Genomic DNA, 14,203 nt, shown 5'->3' with positions numbered 1-14,203 from the left:
GAACATCTTGACTTTTTACTACTGCATTTCGATATTTATTCACTTAAAAAACTATCGTTATGTTAGAAAAAAGTTTGGGCTTATTATTTTATTTTAAGAAAGCCAAAGGATTACACGGATGATTCCTTGCCGATTTATCTGCGAATTACAGTCGATGGTATCCTAAAGAAATTTCGACAAAAAGATCATGGGAGCCGGAGAAATGGAATGCCAAAGTCAACAGGGGCTACCGGCAACAAGGCAGAATCAAGGTCGTTTAATGAATACCTGGATATATTGGAAAATAAAGTCTATGATGCAGCTGATTGAAAGGGGTAGGGTAGTGACATCAATTGCAATATTGGATATTCTATGCGGCGACGGTCAAAGGAAATAGATGTTGCTTTCACTTTTCAAAACTCACAACGAGGACTTAAAAAAAATGATCGGGAAAAGTGTCGCCAAAGGTCCTTAACTAATTTTAATACCTCATACCGCCATGTTTCCAACTTTCTTAAAACTGAATACAAAACGGACGATATAAGTATTCTATCCCTTATCTTGAATTTGTAAAAAAATTACATAACTGGTTCAGGACAGTTAAAAGTTTGAATCATAATTCAACGCTAAAGAGGCAGATGCCGTTAAAAACTATGATCAACCGGCCGCCTGGACAGCCAAATTCCCGCCTGCAAGCTGGATACTAAAAGGTTTTGCCCTGATGACCCATGATTGACGTAACGGAAGAAGCTGCTATTGCCACATTAAAAAACAACTTTCTCGGCCAGCGGAGTTTTCCGGATCTTCAACAAAACCTGAACAGGATATTCAGTTCTGTATTTAATATTCCTGATCAGAATGTCGGCTTTTCACTTTTTGAGCAAGAGGAAGGAATACTCAGCATATCGCCGTTTGAACAGCAAATTCAAAATTTTCTATTAAATGGGATACAGCAAAGTCATCACATCGGCATGCTTTGCACCCATTTATATAAGACATTGATTAATACCCGGCAACATCTGATTGTGCCTGATATCGGGAAATTTATGAAGGATTACCCGGAAAGTGTCATCTCTGTCAAGCTGGCTTCGCAACAAGTTAAAAGTTTTATCATGACGCCGATTGTAAAAAACGATGTTATTCTTGGCGTGCTTGAAGTTGTTTCATTTAAGCTTCATCAACTGAATGGTTTCAATGTGGGTAAATTGGATATGGTGATGCCCTATATCGGATACCATAGACCGTAAGTTGTATGAGCTGCAAAATGAAATTCAGGCATTTATCCAGGATACCTATACCCGGCTTGACGCCAGCGTGGTGTGGAAATTCAAAAAAGAGGCATTCAATTTTTTACGATCCAGAAATGCCGGCATAGCATACCATCTGAACGAAATTGTGTTCCGGGATGTTTTTGCGCTCTATGGCCAGATGGATATCAAAAACTCATCCGCTCAACGAAATGAATGCGTACGCGCCGATTTAACGGCAGAATTGGAGCAACTACCGCTACTTGCAGCGTCGTTTGAAAATCATGACCGAACCCCGTTCAAGAAAGACACAATAGCGCAGCTAAAGACATTTCTTACTGGTCTTTCCCCCTTTTATGTCAGGCACTACCAAAAGCGGCGATCACATCCCCGGTATTAGGGATATGGCCTCCGTGATTTTATCCTGAGGTTTGAACCATTAATTAATCACGAAAATGTATATCCTTTTGCGATGATAAAACTGAGTATAAAAGAACGAAGAGATCAATTTTTATTATTAATAACTGTATTTCTGTTTACCGTAAGTCTGATAGGTTTTGGCCTGTTTCATGATTTTGGGGATGACAAGATTATTTCAAAACAAGACCTGACAGCTAAGCTGGCACAGGATGCAGAATTTGAAAATACCGTTAGGGTGCAGCGCGCTACTGTTGATACCGCTTATAAACAGATCATACGCTTTAACCCGGCTGTTAAGGCCGCTTTTCTGGAAAACGATATCAAATATTCCTTAGGTTCCATCAAATCCAATTACGACAGAAACGCGTTTGATCCACGGTATAAGACCTTTCTGCAACTTTCCCTGCTCTATAACGCACTCTTTTTTAACAGGCGTGAGCTTAAGGGCAATAACAATGACATTGAAAATTTAAAGAAATCATTAGATGACTGTAAGCTTTCTATCCGTCAACTGAAAGAAACCATCGGCTACCAGGCTGGCCGCTAATTAAAAAAAAAATAAAAACACCTATATGTCTGACACAATAAACAACAATGAAAAAGCAGTAAGCAGTAATTCCATGGGATACTTCTTTCTATACATTTTTATTGCAATCCTGGAACCCTTACCATGATGGTTGTTGAATTGCAAAATGGGACAATATTTGAAGTTACGCCTGATCACCGTTTCCTGACCAAAGGTGAATGGCGCGAGATACAAGAGCTTTATCCCGGCGATGAGTTGGAAAACATTGTGGGCGAACCGGTAGCCATAAAAAATACAGGCTCAATAACCAGGAGCGCTGTAGTGTATAATTTTTCTGTTTGGGATAACGAGAATTACTTTGTTACCGAAGAGGGTGTGCTGGTACACAATGCATCCTATAACGAACCAGCTATTTTTTTATAACCTTCTAACATAAACATCATGAAACCTATAAATGCTAAAGAATTAAACAGATCGTACGTGCTGTTCGCAATTAATTTTACCGCGCTTGCCGCATTTTCTATATTTTGCCTGTATCTGTTTTTTGCTGCGCAGAGCTATGAATATAACCTTCTCCGGAATGAGGCAAACCAGGCCGAACAACTGCTTTCCAAAAGAAAGGACGTGAATACCCAGTTTGACCTTATCCTGTCAGCATTTAATGAGCTTTCTAAATTTACAACCATCAATTCCGAAGAAATGGATAACCAGGCATCCATGCTTGAAGATATTCAGAACGCCAACTTTAAGATCAAAGATCTTATTAAGCAGGAGCAAACAGGCACAAGCAGTTTTCTTCTGTATAAAAAAATGACCGACGATGTTACACAAATGGCTGGTATACAAGATTCGTTGTTCAATACCAGGTTTCAGTTAGAAAGCATCAAAACACAGTTAGGGTCTTGTTTAAGGGTCAATCATTCCGCCGAAAAAAAATTAAGCTTAGGGGTATTCAGGAGGTAATAATAATATCAAAAGGGTAGGGGCATAATGTCGCCAATGATATAAGGAGAGCATATTAAATATATCACTCCTCCGTCAATGTCTGCTATAAGCTGTCTATGGGTGCCTTCGTTAACGATCAGGTTAATCATGTTTATATTGATAAAAGAGGAATAGTGTAAGTTGCTACTAATAATGAAGTCAGTTTCCGGCAGAATTACCTTTATTAATCCGGGAGATTAAATTAGCCTGTAAAGCCTGTCATAGTCCAAATGCTCTTCCTATTAACATATGCAAACAATAAAGGCAATGCAATAATTCTTTGCTTATTCATTTTATTAATTAAGAACGCATTATAATGTTTAAACTATATTTTGATTAATAGCTTTTGCAACAACCTCCGTAAGAGAAGCTACATGCAGTTTTTCGTAAATCTTTTTGATATGGCTCCGTACAGTTTCATAACTAATATTTAACTCGTAACCTATCATTTTATAGCTCAGGCCATTTACAATAGCAGTCAATACTTCTTTTTCGCGGGCAGTAAGGTTATACTCTTCTGTTGCCGGCTGGCGCTTGTTCTGATAACCCTGTTGCAGTAAGTTTAGTACCCTGCGGGCAATGGAAGGACTCATGGGAGAGCCGCCTGTTTGCAGTTCTTTAATGGCATCAGTTAACGAGCTGTTGAGCTGATTTTTTAAAATATAACCAGATGCACCGGCACATATGGAATCAAAAACACGCTCGTCGTCTTCAAACACGGTTTGTATCAGGATTTGGATGTGCGGAAACTCCCTGGTTAAAAGCCTAACAGCCTCAATGCCATTAACTCCGGGCATTTCAATGTCCATCAAAATTACATCAGGCCTTGAGGTCAATACATTTTCAACACAGTGCTGGGCATCGCTAAATGTACCAACTACTTCAAATACCGGATCGGTGTTTAATAACAGGATAATGCTGTTGCGTATGTTTTTATTATCGTCAAATATGGCTATTCGGATACTCATTTTCGTTGGTTTTTTATAAATGATTAAATCGTGATAAATTTATAGTATAACGGGGAGGGTCTCAATGGATACTAAATGCCAGAGCCACTTGAGTTCCTTTATTAATTCCGCTTTCAATTTTAAGTTTGGCATTCAAATCTTCGGCCCTTGATTTGATATTAACTAACCCGTTCCCTCCCCGCGAGGTGGATACTTCGGCATATTTAAGGCTGGGATCAAACCCAATTCCATCATCCTGTATATGAAATTCAAGATTGTAATTACTAAGGCTGATATTAACCGTTAAATTTTTACATCCTGAATGTTTTATTGCATTGTTCAACAACTCTTTAAGTATCAGAAAAAAGTTTTTTCTGGCAGCCATTTCAAGTGTGAGGTTTTTAACTTTGCTATCACAATTAAATTCAAAGTGAATATTTTGGGCTACACAAAGTGGCTGGGCATATGATTGTATTTTCTGAACAATACTATCCATATGATCATTTTTAGGATTTATGGTCCATACAATGTCAGACATTTCAGTAATGGTTTCATTGGCTGTTTCGCCGATAGTATGCAATACTTCTTTCAGTTTATCGTCTTTTTGTTGTTGCTGGTAAATTTTGGCCACTTTACTGTAAATAGATATACTGCTTAAGGTGGAGCCGATATGGTCATGCAGGTCCTGCGCTATCCCGTTCCTGATTGACTGGCGTTTAAGGAACTCGTTAATCCTGTACCGGTAAAGTAAGTAACAAACCGATGCTATAATAAGAACCAGAAGGGTATAAAACCACCATTGCAGCCAAAACGGGGGGTTAATGACAATAACGATAGACGTGTACTTATTGATAAAACTGCCTTTCCAGTTACAAGCCCTTACCTTAAACACATATTTGCCGCCCGGCAGGTTTGAATAGCTTGCAAAGTTGCGCCTGTCGGCATCAACCCAATCCTTATCAACTCCTGCAAGCATATAATCGTAATGAATATGATTGCTGCTATATTCAGGCGCAGAAAACTCCAGGGAGAAATAGTTTTGGGCATGATTTAAGCTGATGGTTTTGTTTTCAAGTAGTTGGCTATACGAGGTATTGAATATCTTAAAATCGGTAAAGTAAACATCCGGATCATTTTTTATTTTACTGATACCCACCGGACTAAATGAGATATAGAAATTCACACCTCCAGCATACAGGTTATCATAATTATCCTTGTAAACATACCCTTTAACCCCGCCGTTTTTTTTAAGGTTGGGCAGGTCATAACAACTGTATATTTTTGTTAAGGGGTTATACTCATGCATGTGACCGTCACATACCATCCAAACATTTCCACGCAGATCTGTTTGCAGGCCCTCGGTTAAATTACTTGACTCCTTGATGTGTACAAACTTGCCTGCTGTGGGATTGAAATAATTAAGCCCGCCACCATAGGTGCTTATCCATAGATTACCTTTTTTATCTTCCTCTATATCATAAACATCATTGCTGCTGATAGATGAGTTATTGCCTACATCATTGGTAAAGTATTTTATAGGCGTAGTGCACCGCCGCCAGTCGCCCAGGCCAAAGCGTTCTGTTGCAAGCCACAGGCCGCCTTTTTTATCTTTATAAAATTTCTTGATCAGGTTATCTTTAATATTTAAGTTCCTTACGATCTTTTTTACCGAGTCAACCCGCGATACCCATTTTTTCTCAGTCAGGTCATAATAGGTCATATAATGGCCATAAGGCGAAACCACCAGCACCGGATGATTGGCAATAGTATCGCGTACTACAGACACTATCCTTGAACTGATCAGCTTTTTCATCACCATGTCTGACGAGGTATTGGGCAAAAGTGAAACATGGTTGGTTTGCGAATTATATTTAAACAAAGTATAGTCGGTGCCTAAGTAAAACGTTTTATCTTTATCTATAAAAAATTTGGTAGCAGCCAGGGATTGCCCGTTATAGATGATCTTTCTGTGCTCAAACCCATTTTTATTTTTACTGTGCCGTTTTATATAAATGCCGTCGCTGGTTGCTATCCAAAGGTTGTATTGATCATCCCTGTAAAAATCATAAATGGAGATGTCGTCCCCATTTTTGTTTTTAGGCAAAAAGAATTGCTGAAAAGGCGAATAAACCGGGTCATATATACTTATCCCATTATCTGTACCTATCCATACAATGCCACTCCTGTCGGTATATACAGTATTTACGTTGTTATCAATCAATGATCCGTCCTTACCATCATGCCTGTAATTTGTAAAGCTATGCGCGATCCGGTCATAAACGGCCACTCCTGTGCTTTGGCATGCCATCCATATGTTTTTCCGCCTGTCCTCTGTAAATGATACGATCTCGTCATTAGGCACTTCTGGTTCAGCTATAGTAGGCTTGTATGGTTTTTCTGTCTGCGTTAAAGGCTCATAACTATATAATTTTTTGTCCCATGCCCCGTACCACATGGTATTATCACCGCTTTTAAAAATAGAAGTTATAGCGGTATGAGGCAGCTTTGTATACAAATTATTATAACGGGCATCAACTTTATACTGAAGTGTGCTGGTATTTATCTTTAACAAACCACCACCTGCCCGACCTACCCATAAGGTATCCCGACCAGCCATAGCCAACGACAAAATGCTCCTGGTGCCGTTTTTTACAGGCATATCAAATTTTCCACTGTGCTTATTAAATCTTACAACAAAATTATTGCTGGTAGCCAGCCACAAATTGCCGTTTTCGTCCTCTGCAATTTTACTGATGTTATTTTCCGGAATACCGTTAGCAATATGTGCATCATATTTAAATTGTTTGAATTGCTTTAATACTGGCAAATGATAATTGTACCGTGTAAGTCCGCCATCGGCCGTAGCTATCCAGATGATGCCCTTTTTGTCTTCATGGAGATCTGTTATGATATTACCTGAAATACATGTAGTATCATTGGGCTGATTTTTAAATATGGTAAAGAACCGGCCATCATAACGGTTTAAACCATCCTCGGTACCAAACCATAAAAAACCGCGCCGATCCTGCATAATGCAATTTACTTTATCATGTGACAGGCCGTTTTCGGTCCCGATGTTTCTAAAAAGGGACTTTTCAACCTGTGCTTCAGCCATACCAGCACTTAAAATAATTGTTAGAAAAGAAAAAAAGACACTTATGGCAATCAACTTGTTCAGAGGGGGAGTGGCAAGATATTTCATTTAACACAGGTGGATTTTATAAAGTTAGTAATAGGATATGTCATACATCGGTTGCTTAATTTCATAGATGTTACAACATTATTTTATCCTATCACGTAATTGGCAAATGTATAGTTGCCTGTGTTTTTAATTATTACGAAATTTTTTATTATTACATTATCTTGATTTAAATACAATACAGGCGATAAACAAGATCGCCTGTATTATATAAAAGATATAAAAGTTAATATGTTAGTTTGCAGGAGCTGCGGGGGTAGTAGTATTTTCAACCGGCCATGCGCCAGGACCTACACTTACACCTTTATTGCTACCTTTTACACCTGCATCTGCGCCAAAAAAGTACAGTGGCCAGCCATTAAAAGTTAACTGCGGTTTTCCGAATACGGTGATTGTTCCAAACTTTGATTTATCAAGAATTGAAGGCACATATAACACCTTTGAAATTTGATTGATAGGCCAAACGCTGTTATTGCTAAAGTCAGATTTGGTATAAGTGTTGTTATTGGCTTTATCTTTTATAAAGCTATACAGCGTTCTGCCGTAATCATCCGTAATATATTGTACAACCTCAGAACCTGGTTTATATTGACTGTTGTAGGCTATACCATCGCCACCAAGCAACTGCTCATTAGCAAGCATTACCGTATAATCAGGTTTTGAAACAAACCAGGTTTTGCCAACGCCATCTCCATTAGTGTCGCCTGCTTTGTTATCACCAGAGTAGTAATACAGCGGCCAACCTTTATAGGTGGTTTGTTTGCTGTTATCGGCACGGGTTATCACCCCAAAGTCCGAACTTTTTAGCCCTGTTCCTAATGATGGGTTAGGAGCGTAAAAAACAGGCCATGTTATTGCGCAGTTACCGTTGCAATTTGACTGGGCAGCTGCATCAACCGCAAAGCTGTATAAGGTACGCCCCGCTTTGTCCGTCAAAATGTTTCCAAATTTTGCATTATTGGCCAACTGTATCGTTGCGGTTGCTGCAGGCGCCTGCGGCGAATTGTAAGGAGAATTATTGTTATTGTCTTTTGAACAAGATGCCAGGCCAATCACCAATGCCAGGCCAAGTATAGTACTTGATTTTAGAAAGCTAATTTTCATAGTCGATTTTTTTTGAATTGTTTTTGTTTTTATGTTTTAAAAAAAATACGCGCTGGCCAGCTTGTAATTTTTATGTTTAATGCTGGTTTACTGCAATGTCGTTTGTTTTAATATGCCGTAAACCGGTAAATAATTTTACACTGCAAATGTGCTTCACATCCGGCTAGTTAACAGCTACCAATATAGGGAGGATGATATCACCACAATATGGGAGCTCATCACCACAATTGGGAATATGGAGGCTTTTTTAATACCCGCAAGTATATATCAACAAGATATTCCTTATCAATGATTGAACAGGAAGTGTTCAAGTAATAAAGGGGCATTTCCCGGCGGCGCCTCAGCTAATACAGCTCAGTTGGTCCGCGAGTCGTGTCCAGGAAGGGATAATTGAGCATGCCGTTAACTGAAAATCCGGAGAAGAAAGTGCACAAAATTACCTGGTCAAGCCTTCCGGAATATCCACCGGAGAACCCTTGTATTGATTTATATCTGAACCGGACCGGTTAAAGAATAGCTTTAACCGATTACAAGACAAAAAAACAATCCCCGAATTTGGGGATTGCACTAATACGATAAAAAAACAAATGTTTGCGAACATTTATAAATATCAAAACTATGAAAAACTCTTTTTGGCTTTTCGGGTCGCATCATTATGTTATTACCGATCCTCACAACACTGATTTGGAGTATGACCAGGTTGAAAAAAGATCAAAACCTGGTGTAAAAACACCGCCGCATATACATGGTGGTTATACTGAACTGGTATATGTGATTGAAGGACAAATGACCGTTCACACTAAAAAAGGATCAATTACTTTATACAATGGTCAGTATTTTTTTATCCCAAAAGGAATGCCGCATTCGCTGGAAGCAACGCAAAAACAAGGTATTACCAGAACACTTCAAACATTTGCCCCAGCCGGCTTTGGGTTATTATTGACCCAGTTTGGAACCGACAGTCCTGAGAATATACCACCTGTAGAATCTATTGACATGGAACTGTTTGAAAAGCTTTCCGGCGAAATCGGCGATATTACTTTAGGCCCTCCAGGCGGCAGCCTCTAATTATTGTTATAAAGCTGTTGGATACTAATAAAGGTTGGACTGTTGACCAGTCAGCCTTTTAAACATAGCGGAAAAAGGTCGTGAGTTGGAATGCGAATGATGGCAGATGTAGCCATAGATAAGGCTGAATTCGGAACCATTTTATCCTGTGATGAAATCACCCCTTTCGGAAATTTGAGATACTTTTATTTTGTAATAATTTTGATTTTATGGTAAATATTTTGACGATTGGCAGAAACCAGGAGATGGGCTAGTCACCAATGTCCCTTCCATACCAGCATCGGTCATACGAAACGATAATTACCTTAATTCCGATATTCTGATTGAAAAAGGTGATCTGGTTCGTTTGCAGGATCTGAGATCGCCGGTTATCTATAATGGGGGATAGTCATCCCCGTTTTTGGGGATTTGTTCCGGTGCGATATCGCCTTATGTTTGCATCTGTAATCAAATACCTAAGCATATGATGCGGGCATTTGAAATAAATGCAACCTCAACAGAAATGTCGAAGTTTTATCCATATACGAGATGAAAATCAGTGTGAGTATATTTTTACGTTAAATATCATGCAGCTAAAAATAAATTTCAATCATCAATATTTATTTGGAATGGTAAACAAGCAAAAAACGAATCACACCTCACATGTTGAGGGACAATACAATAAACAGGGATATTTTTAACGCGGTTAATGATCTCGGGTGATAAGCCCTAAGCACCGGTTACAGGGGTTGCTAACAGTTAATCGTCTGAAAAAGATGTAAGTGAATGGAAAAATCAGTGTTACGGGACTTGATAAAAGGATGTTTAAGGGACAAAAAAAAACATCAGAAAAAATTATATAAAGCCTTTTATAGCTTCGCATGCAGCATCGCATTACGTTACGCAAGCGACAGGGAAGAGGCATCCATTATTATGAACAAGGGCTTTTATTCGGCTTTCACTTGTTTAAGTGATTATAAAGAAACTACGGCTTTTAAAGAATGGTTGCGCTGTTTTATGGTTCAGGCATCTATCAAACATTATTTGGATAAAAGGCAACTTCCTGCCTTGGTACCTGAATCAAAAACAGACGATATGGATTCCAATCCCTATAATATAGAAGACGGCTTTTCCGGCAGTAATGGTATTAAAATGCTGCATCAATTACCAAACCTTTGCAGGATAGTTTTTAACCTTTTTGTTATTGAGGGTTATGAGCATGAAAAAATTGCCAGTTTGCTGAATATTTCAGCTTACACTTCTCAGGCGGTTTTAACAAGCGCCAGGAAGAAATTAAGCAGTTTAATGAGTGTGGAATAATTTAGTGAAAACAGCCCCCGCTTTAAGGGATAGTTTTTGGTTAACCGTTTTATTTTTTTGTATATCTAAATGAACGTTTAAAAAACAAAATGAATCAGTTGGAGGCTGAATTGATGTAGAAATTCATAAGTTAGTTAGTTAGTTAGTTAGTTAGATTTTAGTTAAAAAGTTAATGTGAAAAGCGGAGCCGGTGGGTTCTGCTTTTTACATTTAATGAATCTGCCCGGTTAACGCGATAGGTAACCTGTGTCGTTCGATTATCCCCCGATATGGGGATAGAAACTCTCGACATTGGTGATTTCAGCTTCATGCCCTTTGAATGACCTTTGTATCATTAATCCACTACTATTTAAAAACCAATGAAATACTTCTATGGAACAACAACTGAAAGGCAAAAGGATATTATTTGCTTCTGTACCTGCCGACGGCCATGTAAATCCGTTAACAGGCTTGGCCAAATACCTTCAAAGCATTGGATGCGATGTGCGCTGGTATACCTCTGAGATATATGCAGATAAGATGGAAGATCTTGAAATTCCATTCTATGCGTTTAATCGTGCGGTGGATATTAACAGCGGCAACGTTGCCAAAGTGCTTCCGGAAAGGGCGTTCATAGCAGATGCAGTTGAGAAATTAGACCATGATATGCTCAATATTTTCGCAAAACGCGGTAGTGAATATCTGGAAGACATCCAGGCAATATATCGGTCTTTCCCATTTGATCTGATGATAGCTGATAGTTTGTTCACCGGAATCCCTTTGGTAAGGAGTAAAATGAAAATTCCGGTTATAGCTGTCGGAGTTATTCCGCTGGCAACAAATTCAGTTGACCTGGCACCTTACGGAATGGCACTCCCACCGGCCGGAAATCCCGAAGAAAAGGCAAAATACGCAGACCTGCATGACCGGGTTAACAATGTGATGTTTAAGAAATCAATTGACTACTTCAGCGAAGTCCTGACAAGTTTTGGTATTGATAATAAAAAAACAGTATTATTAGATCAGCTTATCGTACAAGCAGACTTTTACCTTCAAATAGGAACGCCCGGATTTGAGTATGAACGCAGCGACTTTGGGGACAACATTCGATTTATAGGCGGTTTAATGCCTTACAAATCAACAAAAAAAGCCAGCCCCTGGTACAATGAGCGCTTAAAAAAATATAAAAAGGTATTGCTGGTAACACAGGGAACCGTTGAGCGGAACACTAAAAAGTTACTTGAACCAACTCTTGAAGCATTCAGAAATACTGACACACTGGTTATTGCCACTACCGGCGGATTTGATACAACGAGGCTGGGTATAACACATGCTGCTGATAATATCATTATAGAAGATTTCATCCCTTTCGATCAGGTAATGCCTTATGCTGACGTCTATATCACCAATGGCGGTTACGGCGGAACCATGCTGAGTATTAAAAATAAATTACCGATGGTAGCAGCCGGTGTGCATGAAGGCAAAAATGAAGTCTGCGCACGAATCGGTTTTTTCAACTATGGGATCAATATGAATACAGAAACCCCAACAGCTGAAGCCGTGCGCAATGCCGTTGATGAAGTGCTGAATAATAATATATACAAAGAAAATGTAATCAGGCTATCCGAAGAAATAAATAGTATGGACTCAAATGAATTGTGTGCAAATTATATCAGCCAGGTGTTGTTTGAGGAAACTAAAAAACAATTTTAAATTAAAATCAGTAGATGAATTATCTAAAAAAAGTAAGCTCTACACATCATCATTACGCCGATCATACTAGTGTTGTGTCACATATAAATTGACATTTAATCCTGAGTCAAAAGTCTTTAGCTCTAAGCCAGAAAAGGCAAAATTTGACCTAATACTAAGTATAATGACATTTAGTGTGTTTGGCAGCTTAAAAATTAAATCTTAAATCCAATATATCATGAAAACTGTAAATAAGACCATCATCGGTATGGCGATAATAGCCACTTTATTGCTTAATTTCCTCCTTTTGTCAGCCGCCATCAGACAAGGGCCAGGCCCGGTAAAAAATATTGTGCTTGTGCATGGAGCATTCGTTGACGGTTCGGGGTGGAAACCTGTTTATGACATTCTTGTAAAAAGGGGCTATCATGTATCTGTAGTCCAGCAACCGCTAACCTCTTTTCAAAACGACCTTGCGGCAGTGCAACGCGTGCTTGATATGCAAACCGGCCCTTGTATTTTAGTTGGACACAGCTACGGCGGGGGACTGATCACCGAGGCTGGCAATAACCCTCACGTAGCCGGACTGGTATTCATTGCGGCGCATGCGCCGGATAAGGGAGAATCGGAGGCAGACAATGGTAAACGTTTCCCGCTCGTTTATAAATCATTGCAAAAACCGGCCAATGGCTTTGATTATATCGATCCGGCTCAGTTTTATAAAGATTTTGCCGCGGATCTGCCCAAAGAAAAGGCTGAATTTATGGCTAATGCTCAAATGCCTACCGCTGATGGTGTATTCCATGCCGTTATTCTGAATCCAGCCTGGCGCCTAAAACCTAGCTGGTACATGGTGGCAAGCGCTGATCGAATCATCAGTCCCGACCTGCAGCGCATGTATGCCAAAAGGGCTAACAGCAGTACGGTTGAGATTCAAGGCGCCAGCCATTCTGTTTTCGAATCGCATCCCAAAGAAATCGCTCAGTTGATCATCGAAGCTGCAGCCAAAGCAGGAAATAAATAGTTCTTCAATCATAAATATTAACAAAATGAAAAGATTGGCATTACCCATACTGCATCTCAAATAAAATGATTCGAATATTTTTTATTATATTTCTGCGGCTGGGATAGGACCGTTGATCTTTTGATCAACAGTAAAATTTAATTTTAATTAGGATGTTCGTCTCTCTCTGAAATTAATTGGAAAAGCTTTTGTAAATTTGATCATATGTTTGAGGTTGACCTGCTAATGAAAGATAATCCGTGTATTGACGCCCGCCCAATGTGACGTATCCAAGCTGCTAAATGCTGGAATAATATATACGCCATTATTATCGGCAACCGCCTTCGCCATTTCCTCAGTTAATTTACTGACCATAGCATGAAGATCGGAACTCATGAATGTAATCCGGTGACCAGTAACGCTCGTAGGCGCTGTCATCGCGCGCATTGAATGCGGCGTTGAACGCTTCAAGCACCAATGCTTTGTTCTTCGCTTCAATAGTCTTTTCCATCATATTTAACCCTCAGGATACTGAATACAGGCTGTCATTTTCGATTTGAATGTAAGTTTATTTGTTATAGACATATATTAATTATTTAGATATTTCGATATGTTGATTAAAAAAAGAGACGATCAATACGAATGGCCGCGATAGTAGTCTTTTTCTAATCCTGGAAAATTTTTATCATGAGTGTGTCGACCTTGCTTGTCTTTTTTAATCGTTCTTACTTCCATGACAAAGTTAGCTACTGCTTC

13 protein-coding genes are annotated in these 14,203 nt (G+C 39.1%); 9 read left to right on the top strand and 4 right to left on the bottom strand.

Translation table 11 applies throughout. The annotated features are described in order from the left end of the window. The first annotated feature begins 707 nt into the window (after positions 1-707). The 5 genes from JWQ54_RS05215 to JWQ54_RS05195 all read left to right on the top strand — a co-directional run bounded on the left by JWQ54_RS05215 (position 708) and on the right by JWQ54_RS05195 (position 3,135). Positions 708-1,226 carry a hypothetical protein gene (locus tag JWQ54_RS05215; protein WP_299581244.1) on the top strand — a complete coding sequence of 173 codons (519 nt, stop codon included), beginning with the start codon at positions 708-710 and terminating at the stop codon, positions 1,224-1,226. Between the two features lies 1 nt (position 1,227). Continuing rightward, positions 1,228-1,626, top strand: a complete 399-nt coding sequence (locus JWQ54_RS05210) for a hypothetical protein (RefSeq protein ID WP_299581242.1) — start codon at positions 1,228-1,230, stop codon at positions 1,624-1,626. Between the two features lie 72 nt (positions 1,627-1,698). Continuing rightward, positions 1,699-2,193 carry a type VI secretion system transmembrane protein TssO gene (locus JWQ54_RS05205; RefSeq protein WP_299581240.1) on the top strand — a complete coding sequence of 165 codons (495 nt, stop codon included), beginning with the start codon at positions 1,699-1,701 and terminating at the stop codon, positions 2,191-2,193. Between the two features lie 123 nt (positions 2,194-2,316). Continuing rightward, positions 2,317-2,595: a Hint domain-containing protein gene (locus JWQ54_RS05200; protein WP_299581238.1), complete on the top strand. Its 279-nt coding sequence runs from the start codon at positions 2,317-2,319 to the stop codon at positions 2,593-2,595. Between the two features lie 18 nt (positions 2,596-2,613). After that, positions 2,614-3,135, top strand: coding sequence for a hypothetical protein (locus tag JWQ54_RS05195; RefSeq protein WP_299581236.1), 522 nt, complete (start codon positions 2,614-2,616; stop codon positions 3,133-3,135). Positions 3,136-3,476: 341 nt separating this feature from the next. Here JWQ54_RS05195 and JWQ54_RS05190 read toward each other — a convergent pair whose 3' ends face one another. The 3 genes from JWQ54_RS05190 to JWQ54_RS05180 all read right to left on the bottom strand — a co-directional run bounded on the left by JWQ54_RS05190 (position 3,477) and on the right by JWQ54_RS05180 (position 8,406). Then, positions 3,477-4,124, bottom strand: coding sequence for a response regulator transcription factor (locus tag JWQ54_RS05190; protein WP_299581234.1), 648 nt, complete (start codon positions 4,122-4,124; stop codon positions 3,477-3,479). A 61-nt stretch (positions 4,125-4,185) separates the two neighbouring features. After that, entirely contained in the window at positions 4,186-7,218 is a 3,033-nt protein-coding gene (locus JWQ54_RS05185; protein ID WP_299581232.1) for a two-component regulator propeller domain-containing protein, read from the bottom strand. A gap of 318 nt (positions 7,219-7,536) precedes the next feature. Continuing rightward, positions 7,537-8,406 carry a hypothetical protein gene (locus JWQ54_RS05180; RefSeq protein WP_299581230.1) on the bottom strand — a complete coding sequence of 290 codons (870 nt, stop codon included), beginning with the start codon at positions 8,404-8,406 and terminating at the stop codon, positions 7,537-7,539. A gap of 618 nt (positions 8,407-9,024) precedes the next feature. On the opposite strand from JWQ54_RS05180, the gene JWQ54_RS05175 reads away from it, so the two are divergent. The 4 genes from JWQ54_RS05175 (at position 9,025) to JWQ54_RS05160 (ending at position 13,468) form a co-directional block, all read left to right on the top strand. Further along, positions 9,025-9,474, top strand: coding sequence for a cupin domain-containing protein (locus tag JWQ54_RS05175; protein WP_299581227.1), 450 nt, complete (start codon positions 9,025-9,027; stop codon positions 9,472-9,474). A gap of 765 nt (positions 9,475-10,239) precedes the next feature. Beyond that, complete coding sequence (locus tag JWQ54_RS05170) at positions 10,240-10,773, top strand: sigma-70 family RNA polymerase sigma factor (RefSeq protein ID WP_299581225.1); 534 nt, start codon at positions 10,240-10,242, stop codon at positions 10,771-10,773. Positions 10,774-11,145: 372 nt separating this feature from the next. Next, complete coding sequence (locus JWQ54_RS05165) at positions 11,146-12,465, top strand: glycosyltransferase (protein ID WP_299581223.1); 1,320 nt, start codon at positions 11,146-11,148, stop codon at positions 12,463-12,465. 217 nt (positions 12,466-12,682) lie between these two features. Further along, the gene (locus JWQ54_RS05160) at positions 12,683-13,468 is read left to right on the top strand and encodes an alpha/beta hydrolase (RefSeq protein WP_299581221.1); all 786 of its coding nucleotides are present in this window, start codon (positions 12,683-12,685) and stop codon (positions 13,466-13,468) included. 343 nt (positions 13,469-13,811) lie between these two features. Here the strand turns inward: JWQ54_RS05160 and JWQ54_RS05155 are convergent, their stop codons facing one another. Then, positions 13,812-13,961 carry a nuclear transport factor 2 family protein gene (locus JWQ54_RS05155; RefSeq protein WP_299581218.1) on the bottom strand — a complete coding sequence of 50 codons (150 nt, stop codon included), beginning with the start codon at positions 13,959-13,961 and terminating at the stop codon, positions 13,812-13,814. Between the last annotated feature and the right edge of the window lie 242 nt (positions 13,962-14,203).

The organism is Mucilaginibacter sp. (assembly GCF_028288225.1).
Lineage (GTDB): Bacteria > Bacteroidota > Bacteroidia > Sphingobacteriales > Sphingobacteriaceae > Mucilaginibacter.
Note: the sequence above shows the minus strand (reverse complement) of the source record. Positions and strands in the feature narration are given on the sequence as shown.

Coding starts and splice junctions, on each gene's coding strand:
- JWQ54_RS05215 (WP_299581244.1), top strand. CDS start 708: ATGATTGACGTAACGGAAGAAGCTGCTATTGCCACATTAAAAAACAAC.
- JWQ54_RS05205 (WP_299581240.1), top strand. CDS start 1,699: ATGATAAAACTGAGTATAAAAGAACGAAGAGATCAATTTTTATTATTA.
- JWQ54_RS05200 (WP_299581238.1), top strand. CDS start 2,317: ATGATGGTTGTTGAATTGCAAAATGGGACAATATTTGAAGTTACGCCT.
- JWQ54_RS05195 (WP_299581236.1), top strand. CDS start 2,614: ATGAAACCTATAAATGCTAAAGAATTAAACAGATCGTACGTGCTGTTC.
- JWQ54_RS05190 (WP_299581234.1), bottom strand. CDS start 4,124: ATGAGTATCCGAATAGCCATATTTGACGATAATAAAAACATACGCAAC.
- JWQ54_RS05185 (WP_299581232.1), bottom strand. CDS start 7,218: ATGGCTGAAGCACAGGTTGAAAAGTCCCTTTTTAGAAACATCGGGACC.
- JWQ54_RS05180 (WP_299581230.1), bottom strand. CDS start 8,406: ATGAAAATTAGCTTTCTAAAATCAAGTACTATACTTGGCCTGGCATTG.
- JWQ54_RS05175 (WP_299581227.1), top strand. CDS start 9,025: ATGAAAAACTCTTTTTGGCTTTTCGGGTCGCATCATTATGTTATTACC.
- JWQ54_RS05170 (WP_299581225.1), top strand. CDS start 10,240: ATGGAAAAATCAGTGTTACGGGACTTGATAAAAGGATGTTTAAGGGAC.
- JWQ54_RS05165 (WP_299581223.1), top strand. CDS start 11,146: ATGGAACAACAACTGAAAGGCAAAAGGATATTATTTGCTTCTGTACCT.
- JWQ54_RS05160 (WP_299581221.1), top strand. CDS start 12,683: ATGAAAACTGTAAATAAGACCATCATCGGTATGGCGATAATAGCCACT.
- JWQ54_RS05155 (WP_299581218.1), bottom strand. CDS start 13,961: ATGATGGAAAAGACTATTGAAGCGAAGAACAAAGCATTGGTGCTTGAA.